Raw genomic sequence first — 18,479 nt, 5'->3', positions numbered from 1 at the left:
GGCGATACGCTGCGCGGGGGATGTCGTGACGATGGGAGATTCGGATGCCCGGCCGGCCGAGCGCAGAACGGGTGGCCGCCGAGGCGGACGCCGGCCCGACGTGGCTGCGGAGCAGCGTCGCGCCGAAGCTGCACCTGACCGCGAAGTCCTGCCGGGCGTTCTTCGAGGAGCGCCTCGCCGAGTCCGGCGCGACCTTCGCGGCCTGGACGGTGCTCGCCGCCCTGAAGCTGGAGGGCCCGATGATCCAGCGCGTGCTGGCCCAGTACCTGAGCATCGAGGGCCCGACCCTCTCCCGTCACCTGGAGTCGATGGAGCGGCGCGGCCTGGTCGTCCGCAAGCGCACCGGCGCCGACCGCCGGGCGGCGACCGTGGAGATCGCACCCGAGGGCGAGGAGCTGTACGGCAGGATCTCCTCCGTCGCGGTGCGCAGCCAGCAGGACATGCTCAAGGGCCTCAGTGACCAGGAGGTCGCCCAGCTCTCGACGCTCCTGGACCGGATCCTGGAGAACGTCGGCCCGCGCTGACACCGGCACCCGCCGCCGCGGGCCACCCCACCCCGGTGTCGGCCGCCCGGGCGGGCGGGGCGACGATGGGGGACTGTGTCGACCAATCATCCTGCCAATTCCGCGGCCGACGGGGACTCGCCGCCCGCCCCGCCCCCCTCCGCTTCCTCCTCCCCCTCCTCCCCCTCCTCCCCCTCCTCCTCCCCCTCCTCCCCTTTGTATCGGCGACTCGCCCGCGGCGCCTTCGCCGACCTGAGCCCCCTGCGCGACCACGCCGACTACCGCCGGGTCTGGTTCGGCCAGTCCGTCTCCTCGGTCGGCCAGCAGATGACGGCGGTCGCCGTCTCCGTCCAGGTCTACGACCTGACCGGCTCCACCTTCGCCACCGGCCTGGTCGGCCTCTTCTCCCTCGTCCCGCTGGTCGCCTTCGGCCTCTACGGCGGCGCCGTCGCCGACACCGCCGACCGCCGCCGCCTCGGCCTGATCGGCGCGGCCGGCCTCGCCGTCGTCTCCGCCGTCCTGGCCGCCCAGGCGCTCGCCGGCCTCGGCCTCGTCGCGATCCTCTACGCGGCCGTCGCCCTCCAGGCGGCCTTCTTCGCACTCGCCTCGCCCGCCCGCTCGGCGATGATCCCGCGTCTCGTCCCCGCCCACCAGCTCCCGGCCGCCAACGCCCTCAACACCGTCAGCATGAACCTCGGCCTCACCGTCGGCCCCATGCTCGGCGGCCTCCTGATCGGCGCCTACGGCGTCCAGGCCGCCTACCTCGTCGACACCGTCGCCTTCGGCGCCACCCTCTACGCGATGTGGCGCCTGCCCGCCATGCGCCCACTCGGCGACCGCAAGGGCCGGGCCTCCGTCCTCGACGGCCTCCGCTTCCTGCGCGAGCAGCCCAACCTCCGCACCAGCTTCCTCGCCGACCTGGCCGCCATGATCTTCGGCATGCCGCGCGCCCTCTTCCCGGCCCTCGCCGTCACCTTCTACGGCGGCGACGCCCGCACCGTCGGCCTGCTCGCCGCCGCCCCCGCCGTCGGCGCCCTGGCCGGCGCCCTCTTCTCCGGCTGGGTCGGCCGCATCCACCGCCAGGGCGCCGCCGTCCTGGCCGCCGTGATCGCCTGGGGCCTGGCCATCGCCACCTTCGGCCTGGTCCGCAACCTCTGGCTCGGCCTCCTCCTGCTCGCCGCCGCCGGCTGCGCCGACACCATCAGCATGATCTTCCGCAACACGATGATGCAGGTCGCCGCCCCGGACGAGATGCGCGGCCGCCTCCAGGGCGTCTTCATCGTGATCGTCGCGGGCGGCCCCCGCCTCGGCGACTTCGAGTCCGGCGCCGTCGCCTCCCTCACCAGCCCGACCGTCTCCGTCGTCACCGGCGGCCTCGCCTGCGTCGCCGCCACCCTCCTCCTCGCCGCCCGCCGCCCCGCCTTCCTCCGCTACGACGCCCGCCACCCCACCCCCTGACCCCGACGCCACAACCCTGCAGCGAGCACCCCCCGACGTGCTGTATTGTTTTCCTCGTCGCCGGGACAACCGGCCGACAAGGTCGAGAAGCCCACAGCAGAGCCCCCCAGGCTCCGCCGGGGCCGCGAGACCACGGGACGTGGCGCAGCTTGGTAGCGCACTTGACTGGGGGTCAAGGGGTCGCAGGTTCAAATCCTGTCGTCCCGACCAGCGTTTTCGCAGGTCGGAAGCCACTTCTATCAAAACGATGGAAGTGGCTTTTTCCTTTGGTGGTCGCAATGTGGTCGTGAACGCTCGTTCACATCGCCTCGCTGAGCACGTTTCCGCAGGCCTGGCCCCTCCGGCCTGGTCGTGACGGGGCATTTGTTCGTTCATCTGGGAATCCGCTTGGCATCGATCGCGGACTGGTCGCCTCTTCGGCGCGGAAATGGGCCAGGATTCGCGGGAAGCAGGCATGCCGACAGAACTTGCGGCGTCATCTGTTGCGACGGGCCGTACGTTTATCGGGTGTCAGCTATGAGCCGGGAATCCCGGTTGCTTGTCGGCCCTGGTGGCCGGAGCGGCCAGGAGCGCCGGGCCGGCTTCGGCGGTGGGGCCGTCAGGCCGCGTGGCTGAACAGTGGGTTCGGCAGGCCGGCGTCGTGGCCCTGGGTGTCGGGTCCGTGCTGGGTTCGGGCTTCGACGAGGTGGAGCCTTGCCTCGATGGTGTTCACGGCGGCTCTGGCGACGTCCCAGGTCAGGTGGCTGTAGATGTTCGCGGTGGTGGAGAGGGTGGAGTGCCGCAGGGTCTTGGAGATGACGGCCATGGAGACGTTGCCCTCCAGGGCGAGGGTGGCGGCGAGGTGACGCAGGTCGTGGATGGTGACGTGGGGCAGTCCGGCCTGTTCGCGCAGCTCGTGGAAGCGCCGGCGGACGGCGGCCGGGTGGAGGGGCCGGCCGTCGGGGCCCTGGAAGACGTGGCCGTTGACGGTGGAGGTGCTGCGGTCCATGGCGCGCTGGAGGGTGGCGGCGACTCGTTCGGATAGGGGCACCCAGTTGCGGCTCTTCTTCGTCTTCGGTGCGGTCAGGACGAGTTCGTGGTTGTCGACCGCGGACAGGGTGTGGCGGATGTACATGACGCGGTCGTCGAGGCGCACGCACGGGCGCTGGAGACCGAGTGCCTCGCCCTTGCGCAGGCCGGTTCCGATGATGACCTCGAAGAGGTCGGCGAAGGCGGGGTCGACATTGCGGCAGTGGGAGAGGAAGGCGACAGCCTGCTCCGCGGTCCAGGGGACGCGTTCATCGGGGCGGGGCCTGCGCATGGGCAGGGGCTGGGCGGCGTTGAACGGCAGGCGGTGGGTGCGCACGGCCGTGCCCAGGGCGCTGGAGAGGGTGGCGAGGCAGTGGTAGACGGCCTGGCGTCCGCGGCCGGCGTCGAGCTGCTCGTGGGCGTAGGCGGAGATGTGGTCGTGGGCGAGTTCCTCCAGGCGAAGCTTGCCGAAGACGGGTATCAACTCGCAGAGCACGTAGGTGCGGTAGCGGGCGTAGGTGGTGGGCTTGAGTAGGAACTCCATGCCCTTGAGCCACTTGGTGAGGTAGACGGCGACCGTCTCGTGCGGGTCGGCGTCGAACCCCAGCTGCCGCCCTTCAAGGAAGCGCCGCAGCGCCGTCTCGGCGTACCACTCGTCCTCGAAGCCGCCGCGACGTATCGTGCGCCGGCGGCCCGTGAGGGAGGGGATGTCGACGGCGAACGTCCACGTGCCGTGCCCCTCCTCGGCCAGGCGCGGGCACCCGGCGCCGAGTTGACGCCGGTCGGCGTCTCGGCACCCGCATCGGCGGTAGACCCGGCCTGGCCGTCCTGACTTGCGCACTTCCCGAGCCTCCTGCGGCAGTTGGTCCCTTGATCGACCCGCGGAGGCTACCAAGGCACTGCCCCGATGGTGGTCTGCGACCACCATGCGATCACCAACGCCGAATCAGGCTCCTGACCTGCGGCTCGCGGTGAGGGCCCGCACCTGGGCGTGCCAATACATGGGAGGACCGCCGCGCTACCCTGGACGGGCGGCGCGAGTACCCGAAAACTACTACCGTGCGTAACCATGAGCCCCAAAGCGCGCCCCGGAGGGGGCCTGAAGCGGCGGCCGTGCGAGAGGGAAGTCGGGATCACTTTCTATTGACGGATGCTCATGCAAAGTGATAGATGAATCCGGCTCCCTGGTGCCTGTTCGGCCTGCGGGCTGGGGTGTCCCGTGACCTCGATTTGGTTACGCAGTGTTACTAGAAATCGGCTCGGACGGGTCACCGTCGGCTCCCGGCCGAGGAGGGTGGGCGTGCCGACGTCGGGGAGCATCCCGTCGGCTGGCCCGTGCCTGGATGTGCCCTTGCGGAGGTTGCGTGCAGACCGGAGGTGCTACTCGTGCGGCCAGACCGGATGGTCAGATGAGCCGGTCGTGGCGGGTGGCTGCGGCTTCGCGGACGAGGCGGGTGAATCGGCTGCGGTCGATGCAGGGCTGTCCGGCGTGCTCGTCGTCCCCGTCTTCGTCGTCGCCGAAGCCATCCTCGTCGTCGAGTTCGTCGGGAGGAGCAGGCAGCCGTGGATGCCGGCGAGGCGGTCTTCGAGGAGGTCGGGGGCGGGTCGTTTGGGGTCGAGTGGGGTCAGGCGCAGCCGGTGTCCTCGGGGTCGGTGTCTGGGCCGGTGCGCTGGGCGAGGTCGTCGATGTCTTCGAGTTGTTCGTGCAGGCCGGCGGGGTCGGGGAGGAGGCCGTCGGCGATGTGGAGGGTGTGGCGCACAAGGCCGGTGACCGCCTCGTATGGGGAGGCGCCCCTGGCTCCACTAGTTCAAGCGCCTCCGCACCCGCTACGAGCGACGCGCCGACCTTCACCAGGACTACTGGACCTCGCCTGCAGCATCATCTGCCTCCGACGACTCCGAAAGTCATTCTGAAACGATCAGCTAGCCCGGATGCTCACGAGATTGGATAGCGTAGTGCGGTCTATGTAGGTCTGATGGCGAAGTGACTTTGGGGGAGGATCCTTTGAGCCAGGCGCCCAGCCGTGTCGACTCGAGCCTGCAGGAGGTGGCCGCTCGATCTGCGAACTTTGGCTTCCTGTTGCCGCACCAGCCGCTGCTGCTCGTCTACGGCGCTGGTGCGGAAGTCAGTGTGTTCGATGACCCGGATAGGGCGCTTCTCAGAAGCCGAAAGTTCGGAGAGGTCTTGGCCGCTGACCTCGTGCGCCGGGCAGGCATCAAACCTCGGCGCGATGATCACGCAGGCCGGCTGCACGCTCTGGTCCGAGGCGGCTTCCTCGACCAAGCCATCAGGGAGTCGTTTGACGAGCTCCGCAGGGCAAGCCATGAAGCAGCGTCCGCGCGCTTCACTGTGGAACTGGCGGCCCTCCGAGCGGTCCGGCGGTGCTTTCGGTTGGCTGTCTGGTACCACCGCCTTCTGACCGGGGATCGAGAGCAGATCCCCTTCATTCCGCCTCAGCTCCCTCCTGCGCTGGCCGCCGGATCCGAAAGCCCTGAGCTTCAGGTCATCCATGAGGAGATCGACGGAGCACACCGCGACCTTGAGGTGTCTCGTATCACCTTTGCCAACCGGACCGTCGCGCCGGAGCGGGCGGTAGAGCAGGCTCGTGCTAGCGCAGCCGCCGACCTCGCGAGGGCAGCGGCGGCCCAGAGCCTGCTATCCAGTCTCCTCGGTGACTTGTCGGACGAGGTCGCGCTTCTTCAGCAACGCTTCGATAAGGTGCAGCCGGAAAAGCGGCCGACCGCACGCCAGCGGGAGTCTCTCGCCTCCAGTGCGCGAAGGGCATCCCAAGAGCCTCTCAGCGAAGCACGGGTCCGGGACCGGATCGACGACATGCTCGTCCAGTCGGGGTGGGTCGTGCAGGACGGCCAAGGAAGCCAGAACCTGTACGCGGCCCGCGGCGTTGCAGTTCGTGAGGTCACCACAGCTGCAGGACGCGCGGACTACCTGTTGTATCTGGACACCAAGCTGGTTGGTGTAATCGAGGCCAAACACGAGGGCGCCGATCTGGCCGTTGCTGAGCGCCAGGCCGACCGCTACGCCACGGGGCTGACGGCAAGCCAAGACCTGCAGGCATGGAAGACACCTCTGTCCTACCGGTACGTCAGTGACGGCGGACTTGTCCGGTTCCGCGACGCCCTTGACCCGGACTCCCGCACCCGCGATGTGTACTCGTTCCATCGGCCTGAGACCCTGGCCCGCTGGATGCGAGAGGCAGAAGCGGACCCATGCGCACCAACCTACCGATACCGGCTCCGGGAACGCCTGCCGGTTCTCGACTACCGCGACGTTGTCACTGGCGGCCTTCGTCCCGCCCAGTTCGACGCGGTGCATGGGCTTGAGGAAGCGCTGCGCCGAGGAGACCGGCGATCGCTGATCCAGATGGCAACCGGCGCAGGAAAGACCTTTGCGGCGGTCACTGCAGCGTATCGGCTTCTCAAGCACGCCAAGGCTCAGCGGATTCTCTTCCTCGTAGACCGAAACAACCTGGGTGCTCAGGCGCATTCCGAATTCACCAACTACACCACGCCCGACGACGGCAGAAAATTCACCGAGCTATACAACGTCGACCAGCTGACCGGATCGACAGTTTTGGAGTCGTCCAAGGTCGTCATTTCAACGATTCATCGCGTGGCAAGACTGGTGAAGGGGGAAGATCCAGGTCCGTCGGATGACTACAGTGATGTGTCGTCGTTCGAAGAGGAAGAAGACGCGGCAGATCCAGGTGTGCCGGCTGCTGTCACCTATAATCCTAACCTTCCGCCGGAATCTTTCGACCTGATCATCATTGACGAATGCCACAGATCGATCTATGGAAAGTGGCGTGCCGTTATCGAGTACTTCGACGCGCACCTTTTCGGCCTGACCGCCACACCGGTCGCGCAGACCTTCGGGTTCTTCCACCGCCTGGTCAGCGAGTACACGTATGAGCAGGCCGTGGCTGATGGCGTTGCAGTGGATTACACCACGTATCGGATCCGGACCCAGATCACTGAGGAAGGGTCGGTGATCCCGGTTGACACGCATGTGCCGATCGCGGATCGCCGTACTCGACGCCGTCGCTACGAGGAGCTCGACGAAGACTTCGCTTACGGCGCGAGCCAAGTGGGATCCGACGTCATCAGCATGGGGCAACTGCGCACCGTGCTGACGACCTTCCGGGACAACATTCCGCTCATCTTTCCCGAGCGGCAGGAGGTGCCGGCGTCCAAGAGGATGGTGCCGAAGACGCTGATATTCGCACGGCGCGAAGCCCATGCCGATGAGGTCGTGGAGATAGTACGTGACGTCTTTGCCAAGGGAAACGATTTCTGCAGGAAGATCACCGGCTCGGTCGCCAAGCCAGAGATACTTCTGTCGGAATTTCGCAATACGCCCGAGCTGCGAATCGCGGTAACCGTCGACATGATCGCCACAGGTACCGACGTGCGCCCGATCGAGTGCGTCGTGTTCCTTCGTGACGTCAAGAGCTGGGCGTACTTCGAGCAGATGCGGGGCCGGGGATCGCGAACCATTGACTCAACCGAGCTGCGGGCAGTTACCCCCGATGTCAACGAGAAGACGAGGTTCGTTGTCATTGATGCGATCGGAGTCACAGAAAGTCACAAGCGTGAGACCCCGGCGGTCGAGAGGGACGACGCGAGGCGCACCGCACTCCGGAAACTGCTGGGCAAGACGGCAGGTCATACGATCAACGAGGACGAAGCCGAAGAATTGGCACTTCGTCTGTCACGGCTCTCGCGCACGCTCACCGCGGACGACCACGGCGAGATCGGTCGCCTTGCTGGCGAACCCCTGGATGCCATCGTTGGACGAATCATGAAGGCGGTCGACATTGACTACCTCGACAAGGTTCGGCACACCAGGGGCGCCCAGGGCGTGGACGATGAGGTGCAGAAGGCTGTACAGCCGCTGGCCGCAAGCAAGGAGCTTCGCGACCTGCTGGTCTTTATTCGGACCAACCAGCGCATCGTCTACGACGAGGTCAGCTCGGATCTGTTGCTTTCTGCAGAGCCAGTCGAGAATGCTCCAGCAACTGTGGCTAGTTGGCGTGAATACGTTACGAAGCATCGTGATGAGATTGCCGCACTTCAAGTCTCCCTGACTGGCCATGGAGGCCGAGAGGTGCGCCCCCGCGACGCATACCAGCGGCTCCGAGACCTGGCTTCTCGGATCGCCCGACCGCCCCACCAGTGGACCGTCGGGCGGCTTTGGCAGGCATACGAGCAGCTGGGTAAGGCAGTGAGCACTCCCGGTGTCAAGCACGGGCCTCCAGACCTGGTCTCGTTGATCCGGTTCGAGCTGGGGCTGGACGAGGAAGTGAGGCCCTACAGGGATACCGTCGAGGAGCGATTCGCTAACTGGATCGCGCGCCAAGCCCAGGCTGGCGTGGTGTTCACCCAGGGCGAGCTCTGGTGGCTCGAGCGGATTGTCGACACCATGGCCACCAGTGTCCGGTTCGATGTGGCCGACCTCGACCGCGTACCCTTCACTGAGCGCGGAGGTACCGACGGGTTCCTTCGCGTCTTCGGTGACGATCGCGCCGAGGCAGTCCTAGACGAGCTGGATCAGGAACTCACCGCATGAGCGAACTGCCGCCTGGCTGGCTGCGAGCACCGCTTGCAGATTTCGCAGAGGTTCGCCTCGGCAGGCAACGATCGCCGAAGAACCACACTGGCAGCAACATGCGCCCCTACCTGCGCGCTGCCAATGTCGGGTGGCACGGTCTCCTCCTCGATGACGTGAAGACAATGCACTTCACCGATGAGGAGGTGGAGGTCTATCGCCTCCGTCGTGGTGACCTCGTGGTGGGAGAAGCGTCGGGCAGTGCCGGCGAAGTCGGTAAGCCGGCCCTGTGGAACGACGAGATCGACGACTGCTGCCTCCAGAACACTCTGATTCGAGTGAGGGCCCGACGAGTCGAGCCTCGCTACCTCCTGCACTTCCTGCGCTACGAGGCTCGCCGCGGCGCCTTCGCTGCAGACGCCCGCGGCGTAGGCATCCACCACCTTGGTGCCTCCCGTTTGGCGCGGTGGCCGATCATCGTCCCGCCGCTCGCCGAGCAGCACCGCCTGGTCGCCGAGCTCGACGATCGCCTCTCTCAACTGGACGCAGTGGCCGCCAGCCTGAACTCGGTGGCGGCCCGGATGTCCCGACTCCGCACCAGGATCACGGACTTCGCGACCACTGGTGGCCTTCCCCCAGCAGAGCGGTTCGCCGCCCCGCTGGCCCCTGCCGGGATTGACGACGGAGAACTGCCCCCGATTCCTGAGACCTGGCGCTGGACCCGGCTCGGAGAGATCGCTGCAGTCGTTGGCGGTGTTACCAAGGACACAAAGAAGCAGAACGACCCGTCCTACGTCGAGGTTCCCTACCTTCGTGTGGCCAACGTGCAGCGCGGGCGTCTCGACCTCGCTGAGGTCTCCACTATCAAGGTCGCGGCGGCGAAGGCTGACCAGCTGCGCCTGAAGAACGGTGACGTGCTCCTCAACGAGGGTGGTGACCGAGACAAGCTCGGGCGCGGATGGATCTGGGAGGAGCAGATTCCCGGGTGCATCCATCAGAACCATGTCTTCCGTGCTCGGGTCGATCAGCAGATCCTCCATCCCAAATTGCTTGCCTGGCACGCCAACGGCTTCGGACAGCGCTGGTGTGAGAAGAACGGCAAGCAGAGCGTCAACCTTGCGTCCATCAGCCTGAGCAAGATTCGGCTGCTGCCGGTGGCAATCCCCCCAGCGGATGTCCAGCAGGAACTCGTGAGCCGCATCGAGGAACGTCTCAAGATGGCTGACGTAGTCCTCGCCTCAGCTTCAGCCGGTCTGGAACGAGTCGCAGCCATGCGAAGAGCAGTACTGCGCACTGCGTTCTCCGGCCGGCTTGTGCCGCAAGATCCGGACGATGAGCCCGCGTCGGTCCTCTTGGACGCCGCCCGGGCAGACGCCGATACGCCCGACGCTGGAGCCCGAAAGCGTGCTGCCAGCAGGCATACGCCGAAGAGAGAAGTACAGGAGACCCTGTTGTGACCAAGCCAGACGCATCGCCGCGGGTGGCTGAGGCCGAGGCCCTCGTCAACAAGCTCTGGAGCTACTGCAACGTCCTGCGGGACGACGGCGTCTCGGTAACGGACTACGTCGAGCAGTTGACCTACCTGCTCTTCCTCAAGATGGCGCATGAGCAGAAGACCCGTCGGCTCAACCCGGTCGACATCCTCGGTGGTCTGGACGCTTGGCAGATCCTCTTCGACGCCGAAGGGCGGGAACTCGAGGAGGCATACACGAAGATCCTGCTGCAGCTCGCCGAAAAGGGGGGCACGCTTGGTCGGATCTTCCAGAAGGCTCAGAATCGGATCCAGGACCCAGCGAAGCTGAAGCGCCTGATCCGGGAGCTCATTGGCAAGGAGAACTGGTCGGGCACAGGCGTTGACATCAAGGGAGACGCCTACGAGGCGCTACTGGCCAAGGGCGCAGAGGACGTCAAGTCAGGGGCTGGGCAGTACTTCACTCCGCGCGATCTCATCGGAGCGATCGTCGACTGCATGCAGCCGACGCCCGACGACTCCATCGTCGATCCGGCCTGCGGGACCGGAGGGTTCCTCCTCAGCGCATCCGAATACATTCAGAACCATCATGATAGGGGCCTCACGCCCGAGCAGCGCGAGCGCCTGAGCGCTGGTGCGATTCGGGGGAATGAGCTGGTCGACGCCACCGCTCGCCTCGCAGCCATGAACCTGTTGTTGCACGGCATCGGACAGCCGAATGGCGAATCGCTCATCGATGTGGGCGATGCGCTGGCCAAGCCGCCGACCCGGCACGCTTCTCTTGTCCTGGCTAACCCTCCCTTCGGTAAGAAGTCCTCGATTATGGTCTTCGGGGAGGACGACGAGATCGAGCGCAAGGATCTCGCTTATCACCGCCTCGATTTCTGGGTCACCACCAGCAACAAGCAGCTGAACTTCGTTCAGCACATCTACACGCTGCTGCAGACAGGAGGCAGGGCCGCCGTCGTCATTCCAGACAACGTCCTCTTCGAAGGTGGCCCGGGCGAGACCTTGCGTAGGCGGCTGCTTCAGCAGTGCGATGTCCACACGTTGCTGCGGTTGCCCGCCGGTATCTTCTATGCCGGCGGTGTCAAGGCCAACGTACTCTTCTTCGACAAGCTCTCGCCGAGGGCGGATGGCAAGCCCCAGACCAAGAAGCTCTGGGTCTACGATTTCCGCACCAATCAGCACTTCACACTTAAGCAGAAGCGCCTCCTGCGGAACGACCTAGACGACTTCGTCGCGGCATACCGCCCGGGAGAGAGCCGTGAACTTCGACAGCCCTCCGCGCAGTTCAAGCCGTATGGCATCGATGAGTTGCTAAAGCGTGAGCTGGTTGATCTCCGACTGCTTGCCGACGTCGAAGATGAGTCGGTCGGCAGCGAGGATGACCTGCTCGAGCCTCATGTGATCGCCGATGAGATTGCACAGGAGCTCGAATCAGCCCTGGCAGAGTTGATGTCTCTGGCAGACGCATTGCGCCCTGAAGGCCTCGCGCTGCAGGACGTCGAGCGAGGCGAATAGCGGAAGTCTGGAATCTTCGGCGACGGCATGAGCCGGAGCCGAACGATCAAGGGGGACGGTAGTGCATCTGGTCGAGTTGGAACTTCCGGACTATCGCGGCCTGCATGATTTCCAGCTGGACCTTCGCGATGCCCGTGATATTAGCGTCCTCGTCGGGCGCAATGGGCGGGGAAAGTCCAGGATCCTGCAAGCTCTAGTAGAGATCTTCGGAAGCCTCTGGCGGTCCAAATCGGCCGGATTTAGCTACGAGGTCAAGTATATGCGCGGCGACCTCGGCGTCCATGTTGTCCAGAAGACGGCGCGGTCACAACCGATCATGAGGGTCTCGGTTCCTGGCCGCGCCGATGACCGGGTATCTCGCGAGAGTTGGCACCACTACCTCCCTGACCATGTCTTCGGGTATCAGGCGATTCGAGAATCTGCGTGGGATGAAGAGTTTGACCGCCATGCAAAGGCTGACATGGAGGCTGCGCGGAAGCAGGATGCGGAGAGCCTTGCCAGTCAGCCGGGCCTGAGGCCGCTATTCCAGTGCGATGTGCGGCACCTTCCCCTCATTCTCCTCGCACTCCTGCCGGATTGGTCGGAGCGATTTAGACAGTACGCAGAAAAGCATGTCGGAATCCGGGGATTCGCCTCGGCTGACCTGACCGTCAGGCGGCCTGACTGGTTCAAGGCCTCGTCGCACGCTGCCTACCCGTACTGGGGGCTGCAGGGGTATGCGCCGGTTCTCTTCGATCGGGTAGCCTCGATAGGTAGATTCGGCGCCATACCCGATTCCTCGATCCCCAGTGACTACCGTGATTTCCGGATCACCATCGCCACGCCTGATGACTTGGCGAGCTTTCTAGGGTTGTTCGCCTCGGACATCACGATGTTCGCGACCCTAGAGCGTCTTCAGGCGGCGAAAATTCTGACGGTAGACGTCAGGCTGATCACGAGCGGTGGCGATCAAATTCGACCGCAGGATATGAGTGCGGGTGAGCAGCAGATGCTCACGATTCTCGGGATGCTCCGACTGCAGCGAGGAGAGGAGTCTCTGTTTCTCCTTGATGAGCCGGCTTCGCACTTCCATCCGGAATGGAGTCAACGCTGGCACTCCTCCGTCCGGGAAATGCTTGAAGACGGGCAGAGGTCACAATTCATTGCTACCACACACGATCCCGCACTGGTGTCCAATATTCCCCGCGATCAACTCAGGATTATTCGTCGTGCGGACGATGGATCGACCTGCGCAGAGGTCCCATCTGACGATCCCCGAGGCCGCGGAATTGGCGGAATTCTGACCTCGGAGCTCTATGGCCTCACCAGCCAGTTGGACAACTACACGCAGAAACTAATTGACGACCAATACAAACTGTCGGGGCGTCGCAGTCTTAATGCAGATGAGCTAGATAAACTTCAAGAGCTCAATGATCGGCTTGAAGGAGTTGGGTTCTCCGCATCGCATCGGGATCCTGCGGTCGAGTTGTATTTGGCTGAACTTGATCGGCGTCGGAAGGAGCTTATTTCTAGAGCTTCAGGAGATAACTATCCGAACTCTAAGGAGTTGGCGGCGCTAGCAGCTCTACTCTTTGGCCAGCGCCTCACCAAGGGGCTGTGACGGTGAGACATGTCGATGCCAGTCGGCTGAAGGTGCCACCAGAGTGGCGTGTGCGCGCCAACGAGTTGGAGGAAGAGGTCAAGAAATGTGCTGGCGACAAGGCTAAGCTTCGAAAGATATTCAAGAGGGCGGCCCACTGGAGAGGGCTGCGCCCCGCATTGGTCGACATGTGTGGCCGAAAATGCTGGTATTGCGAAGGGGAGATTGCCAATAGCAGGCCGCATGTGGATCATTTCAGGCCCAAGGGTAGAGTCCTTGAGGACGTCTCGCATACGGGCTACTACTGGCTTGCCTATGATCCGACCAATTTTCGTCTCGCGTGTGAGTACTGTAACTCGTCGACGGATGATGATCCGACCGGATCGCGGAATACGAAGCACGACCACTTTCCCTTGTTAAATGAGTCTTCGAGAATCTGCTCTCCTGGTGGTGAGCTGAGCCGAGAGATGCCGGTTCTGCTTGATCCTCTCATTGCAGGCGACAGTGTGATGCTGGCCTTCGATCGCAGTGGTGTTCCGAGGCGTAGCGAACTCACCCCACGGTCCCCGCTCGAGAGTGTGGATCGAGTCACTGAGAGTATTCGGATATACGGGCTTGATCGGACGGGCCTGCTAAATGGCAGGGAGCGCGTGATGCAGGAGGTGTCGAGGATGGCGACCGCCCTCGACATTCTCCCCTGGGCGGAGGAGTCAATCCGTGATCGCATAGCTCCGAATGCCACGTACAGCAGTGCTGCCTGGGAGGCGCTGCGTATGGCCCGCGGGCTGGCCGCTGTCCGACGGGCCTTCCACGGCGAGCTCGAAGTCGACAAGTCCGAGGACGATGATGATGATCGCTCAAGTCTCGATCGCGATCTCAGCCTGCCCAGCCTGATTGAATTGGGCGCCCTGAAGCCCGGTGTAGAACTGATTGGATCGACAGGAATCGGGGAATTCAGCGCAACCCTGCTTGCTGATGGCCGTATTGAGCTCGGCGCGCGGGCGTACGCCAGCCCTGAGTCGGCCGCTGCAGCGGCGGGAGCCGAAGTCAGCAGTGGCTGGCAGTTCTGGACCATCGAGGTTAACAGCGGACGTGTACCGATCGCAGAGATCCGCGACGCCTTTGCCCTGGCCCGGTCCCGACGTCACGAGCCGTAGTCCGTGGCGCCGGGTCCGGGGTCGCCAGCCACCGCAGCGGCGGTGGACGTCCTACCTCACGGTCGCTAGTGCTGTGACCGCATAGGTTCACCGGGTTGGCGCCGCAGGGCCTTCGGCCGGTTGGATGTCGTGAGACGTTCAGCTCGGAAGGGGGGCCTGGTGGCGGAGCCGGTCAGGGTTCGCAGACTCACGGAGCAGGAAGGCCAGCAGTTACAGCGGATCGTGCGTCGGGGCAGCACGAGCACGGTGCGCTACCGGCGGGCGATGATGCTGCTGGCCTCGGCCGGCGGCAACCGGGTCCCGGTCATCGCCCGGCTGGTCCAGGCGGACGAGGACACGGTGCGGGATGTGATCCACCGGTTCAACGAGATCGGTCTGGCCTGCCTGGACCCTCGGTGGGCGGGAGGCCGTCCCCGCCATCTCAGTCCTGACGACGAGGACTTCGTCGTCCAGACGGCCACCACCCGCCCGACCCGGCTCGGCCAGCCCTTCACCCGCTGGTCGATCCGCAAACTGCTCGCCTATCTGCGCAAGGTCCACGGCCGGGTGATCCGCATCGGCCGCGAGACATTGCGCTGCCTGCTCGCCCGGCGTGGTGTCACCTTTCAGCGCACCAGGACCTGGAAGGAGTCCACCGACCCCGACTTCGACACCAAGATCGAGCGGATCGAGCACGTCCTGGACCGCTTCCCGGACCGCACGTTCGCGTTCGACGAGTTCGGCCCGCTCGGCATCCGGCCCACCGCCGGCAGCGGCTGGGCCGAGCAGGGCCGGCCCGAGCGGCTGCCGGCGACCTACACACGCACCCACGGCGTTGACCTACTTCCACGGCTGCTACTCGGTCGGAGACGACACCCTGTGGGGAGTCAACCGCCGTCGCAAGGGCACCCTGAACACCCTGGCCGCGCTCAGGTCGATCCGGGCCGCCCGCCCGGACGGTGCCCCGGTCCACGTGATCCTGGACAACCTCTCCGCCCACAACGGCAGGAAGATCCTGCGCTGGGCGAAGCGGCACAACGTCCACCTGTGTTTCACCCCGACCAACGCCTCCTGGGCCAACCCGATCGAGGCGCACTTCGGACCGCTGCGGCAGTTCACCCTCCCCAACTCCAACCACCCGAACCACACGGTCCAGACCCGCGCGCTGCACGCCTACCTGCGCTGGCGCAACACCAACGCCCGCCACCCCGACGTCCTGGCCGCCCAACGCCGCGAGCGCGCCCGCGTTCGCAGCGAGAAGGGCATCCGCTGGGGCGGCAGACCCCTCCTCGCCGCGTGACCCAGCAACCCGGCGAACCTATGCGGTCACAGCACTAGGCACACTCAAAGAGCCACTTTCGCGTGATTCCCACCTCGCGCGGACTGCCGTAGCCTGAGCCGAAGCGAATGCCGAGTGATCCGGGGCGATATCCGAAGGACGCGCTATTCCAGCAGCCCCCGCTCCAGCGCCCGCCGACGGAGGTTGAACAGGCTCTCCCAGCCGTATTCGGTCTCTACGTGCCACAGCTTCCAGCCGTTGCAAGAACCTCGATTGAGTACGATCTGACCTGCGGTGGAGAGGCTTTCGTACGGAGCGCCGTTCTCCAACTGGACTCGGCCGTCGCCGAGGAGGACGGCCTCGTAGGAGTTGCCCTTGTTCGTCGCCCTGAGCGTGCTTCCCGCCTTCAGGAGACCGCTGGCGATGAGCTGGGCCGGTGAGATGCCGTAGTGCGCGCGTCTGGTGGCAGGTCTGACCTCGGCCACACCCTGGGGCATGGTCAGCCCCAGGCCTGTCGGTTCCCAGATCAGTTCGCACAAGCGTCGGTACAGCTGCTGCCGCTCCCCGATCGCGGAGGGCGGAAAGGTTTCCGGGTACGGGCGGACCTGCTTGGCCAAACCGTGAAGGTTGAGGAAGCGTTGCAGGCGCGGGTGTCTCGTATATACCGCCGGATGTAGAGAGGCGGCCAGCACGTTCTGTCGCTGGTAGTGCTCCAATTTGCGCTCGTAGACGTCGTCCCGGTAGCTGGCGTTGTCCGACTTAGGGAGGAGCAGCAGTGCGCCCAGTCTGTCGCGCTGTTGCCGGAACCGTTCCTCGCTGCCCACCTCCTTGTGCCGCTCGTAGTGGTTCTCCCAGACGTGCTCGATCTCGTGGGGGCGGGATCCAACCAGGCCGAGATACTCGGCGGTGCGGTCAGGGTTCTGAGTGCCTTCCTCGGCGAAGGCCGTCATCCGGGCAAGCAGGTAGCGTACCTGCTTGCGGTTGTCACCGCGGAGCCCGAAGGTGTTCAGCCCCGAGAAGTCGTACCCCAGCTCCGCCACTTCACGACCGAGCACGGCTGACAGCTCGTCGAGCCCCGAAGCCTCGCGGACCAGCGGCACCAGCCGCGAGATCTCAGGCATGAGCTCGACGTTCTGAATCGCCGCACTGTTCGCCATACGGCGGGCCAGAACGAGGTCGAGGTAGTCCGCGACCAACCGAGCTTTCTTCCTGAAGGTGTCATCGTCGTCGCCCGGGTTCATCACCGCGGTCAGCAGCAGGAACTGTGCGGTCAGACCGTTGTCGGCGTTGTACCGTACCGACTCCAGACCCGGCACCAGCTCCGTGGCAGCCCGCTGAATCAGGGCGTACCTCTTGGCACATGGGACCAGGATGTTCGTGATGAAGTCGCGGTACTGGTCCGGCCGGCGCAAGCCCAGAAGTTCGCCGTGCTCGCGTACCCACTCGTGGAACGCTCCGTCGATCTGCTCGACATCCGGAGTGGCGGGGCCGACGTAGCGCGCCTGCAACAGTGTCTTGACGAAGTCGCTCGGCGAAGCCCCATCCTTCGCCAGACAGGTGAGCATCCTCCGCCAACTGGCGTTCATGTCAGCATGGTTCTGCCGTGCCCTGGAGAGCAGGAAGCTCTTGAGTAGATCGAGCGGGGTCAGTCGGGCTCCTCGATCGTTCATCGTCTCGAAGATCTCCCACCCGTGGTCCCGGTTGTGTGCCCGGATGTCCACCAGGCAGACGCGGGACAGCAACCAGTCGGTGAAGAAGGGTAGCGGCTCGCCGCGCAGGATGTCGGGGAAGTCCTCGGCGAGGTCGCAGCCGCGTTCCCAAAGGTTCCTGACCGACGGTGACGCGCTGTTAGGCAGGTTGAACTCCGTACCCGTGAAGAGGGCCTCCATGCACGCGTCACGCTCCGCGACGTCCAGCGTGAACGAGCGCTTGCCGTACTGGCGGGACCGGATCAACTGGTCGAGATCTCGGGCGTCTTCTTGGAGGTCTTCGTCTTCCAGCATAAGTTTGCGCAGGTGGGTGAGCAGGAGCAGCAGTGAGGTGAAGCGCTGCTGTCCGTCCACCAGGTAGGTGATGTCTCCCTGGTAGGTAACGATGGGCCCCAGGAAATAGGGCTCGTAGTAGCGAACCTCGGAACGCTCATGCCCTGACTTCCATTGTTCGAGAAAGCGTCTTGCTAGGTCATCCAAGAGCTCCTGCATGTTGCGGCGTGACCAGGTGTACTCCCGCTGGTAGTACTCGAGCCCGTACCGCACGCTGAACAGCTGGCTGACCGACGCACCTCGGCCGTCCACCAGTTCAGGGTCCCGCCCCTCGACCACGTGTCCTCCCGCTTACCGCCACTGGCCCACTCAGCTGAGCCCACCCGTACGGTACGTTACCCAGTCGGCACTGCGAGCACTGCCCAGCTCGAATCCGCTGCTCTGCCTGGCTCTTCCACGTCCGCATCGGTCGGAGCTGTAGCGGGCGGTTGAGCGAGCTGTCTCACGTCTCAGAGGGTGACGGCCCCGTCCCCACGCCCCAACGACACACCACTCGCCGCGAGTGCACCGCCATCAGGCGTTGGTGCCAGGTGAGCAGTGTGCGGGGTGAGGCGATCCCGTGGCGTCGCAGGCCCCGGGGCAGTAGCCGCGCAGTGCGGCGATCAGCGCTCGGTCCGGCCAGGAGGGCTTCGGTGCGGAGATCTGTCGCAGGATCCCGAAGATCCGCGTGGCGAGCAGGTAGATCATCCGCACGAGCGCGGGGGTCGGCGACTCGGGGAAGCACAGCGAGCGGGTGGAGGTCGACGGAAGCAAGCGCGACGACTCTCCCGCGATAGCGGCGCACAGGGCCGCGGCCGAGAACACCACGATTCCTGTGCTAGGGCGCGTATTCGGTTGTGATCAATTTGCGGGTTTCGCCCTCGTGGTTGCCTCTGATCCGGTAGACCGTGGTGCGTGACCCGTGTGCAACTGA

The 18,479-nt window shown here is 65.0% G+C and carries 11 protein-coding genes, 1 tRNA gene and 2 pseudogenes; 10 read left to right on the top strand and 4 right to left on the bottom strand.

Annotation, left to right across the window (positions count from 1 at the left end; all coding sequences use genetic code 11):
- The first annotated feature begins 44 nt into the window (after window positions 1-44).
- From ACFVFS_RS32900 to ACFVFS_RS32890, 3 genes are all read left to right on the top strand, one after another.
- A complete protein-coding gene (locus tag ACFVFS_RS32900; protein ID WP_380628520.1) occupies window positions 45-524 on the top strand; it encodes a MarR family winged helix-turn-helix transcriptional regulator in 480 nt (159 codons plus the stop codon).
- 195 nt (window positions 525-719) lie between these two features.
- Window positions 720-1,961 (top strand): MFS transporter, encoded by a 1,242-nt coding sequence (locus ACFVFS_RS32895; protein ID WP_380628519.1) that lies wholly within the window; start codon window positions 720-722, stop codon window positions 1,959-1,961.
- A gap of 133 nt (window positions 1,962-2,094) precedes the next feature.
- Window positions 2,095-2,171: transfer RNA gene (locus tag ACFVFS_RS32890), tRNA-Pro, on the top strand.
- 388 nt (window positions 2,172-2,559) lie between these two features.
- Here ACFVFS_RS32890 and ACFVFS_RS32885 read toward each other — a convergent pair.
- Both ACFVFS_RS32885 and ACFVFS_RS32880 read right to left on the bottom strand, forming a co-directional pair.
- Entirely contained in the window at window positions 2,560-3,810 is a 1,251-nt protein-coding gene (locus tag ACFVFS_RS32885) for a tyrosine-type recombinase/integrase (RefSeq protein WP_380628518.1), read from the bottom strand.
- 784 nt (window positions 3,811-4,594) lie between these two features.
- Window positions 4,595-4,729, bottom strand: a complete 135-nt coding sequence (locus ACFVFS_RS32880; protein ID WP_380628517.1) for a hypothetical protein — start codon at window positions 4,727-4,729, stop codon at window positions 4,595-4,597.
- 47 nt (window positions 4,730-4,776) lie between these two features.
- Here ACFVFS_RS32880 and ACFVFS_RS32875 point away from each other — a divergent pair.
- The 7 genes and pseudogenes from ACFVFS_RS32875 to ACFVFS_RS32845 form a co-directional block, all read left to right on the top strand.
- A pseudogene (locus tag ACFVFS_RS32875) lies at window positions 4,777-4,883 on the top strand (IS5/IS1182 family transposase); the annotation flags it as partial.
- A 91-nt stretch (window positions 4,884-4,974) separates the two neighbouring features.
- Window positions 4,975-8,556 carry a DEAD/DEAH box helicase family protein gene (locus ACFVFS_RS32870; protein WP_380628516.1) on the top strand — a complete coding sequence of 1,194 codons (3,582 nt, stop codon included), beginning with the start codon at window positions 4,975-4,977 and terminating at the stop codon, window positions 8,554-8,556.
- Entirely contained in the window at window positions 8,553-9,992 is a 1,440-nt protein-coding gene (locus ACFVFS_RS32865; protein WP_380628515.1) for a restriction endonuclease subunit S, read from the top strand. The genes ACFVFS_RS32870 and ACFVFS_RS32865 overlap by 4 nt, the downstream gene beginning before the upstream one ends.
- Window positions 9,989-11,530 carry an N-6 DNA methylase gene (locus ACFVFS_RS32860; RefSeq protein ID WP_380628514.1) on the top strand — a complete coding sequence of 514 codons (1,542 nt, stop codon included), beginning with the start codon at window positions 9,989-9,991 and terminating at the stop codon, window positions 11,528-11,530. The genes ACFVFS_RS32865 and ACFVFS_RS32860 overlap by 4 nt, the downstream gene beginning before the upstream one ends.
- 61 nt (window positions 11,531-11,591) lie before the next feature.
- Window positions 11,592-13,130, top strand: coding sequence for an AAA family ATPase (locus ACFVFS_RS32855; protein WP_380628513.1), 1,539 nt, complete (start codon window positions 11,592-11,594; stop codon window positions 13,128-13,130).
- A gap of 2 nt (window positions 13,131-13,132) precedes the next feature.
- Window positions 13,133-14,266, top strand: coding sequence for a hypothetical protein (locus ACFVFS_RS32850; RefSeq protein WP_380628512.1), 1,134 nt, complete (start codon window positions 13,133-13,135; stop codon window positions 14,264-14,266).
- 159 nt (window positions 14,267-14,425) lie between these two features.
- Window positions 14,426-15,545 (top strand): annotated as a pseudogene (locus ACFVFS_RS32845) (IS630 family transposase).
- Between the two features lie 143 nt (window positions 15,546-15,688).
- On the opposite strand, the gene ACFVFS_RS32840 reads toward ACFVFS_RS32845, so the two are convergent.
- Together ACFVFS_RS32840 and ACFVFS_RS32835 are read right to left on the bottom strand one after the other, a co-directional pair.
- Window positions 15,689-17,845, bottom strand: a complete 2,157-nt coding sequence (locus ACFVFS_RS32840; RefSeq protein ID WP_380628511.1) for a DUF262 domain-containing protein — start codon at window positions 17,843-17,845, stop codon at window positions 15,689-15,691.
- Window positions 17,846-18,079: 234 nt separating this feature from the next.
- The gene (locus ACFVFS_RS32835; RefSeq protein WP_380628510.1) at window positions 18,080-18,319 is read right to left on the bottom strand and encodes a hypothetical protein; all 240 of its coding nucleotides are present in this window, start codon (window positions 18,317-18,319) and stop codon (window positions 18,080-18,082) included.
- Window positions 18,320-18,479: the final 160 nt, after the last annotated feature.

This window comes from Kitasatospora sp. NPDC057692, from assembly GCF_042799475.1.
Lineage (GTDB): Bacteria > Actinomycetota > Actinomycetes > Streptomycetales > Streptomycetaceae > Kitasatospora.
This window is presented reverse-complemented; position numbering and strand designations above follow the sequence as displayed.

What these genes read in the sequence shown, in the direction of transcription:
- ACFVFS_RS32900 (WP_380628520.1), top strand. Translation starts at nt 45, where the DNA reads ATGCCCGGCCGGCCGAGCGCAGAACGGGTGGCCGCCGAGGCGGACGCC.
- ACFVFS_RS32865 (WP_380628515.1), top strand. Translation starts at nt 8,553, where the DNA reads ATGAGCGAACTGCCGCCTGGCTGGCTGCGAGCACCGCTTGCAGATTTC.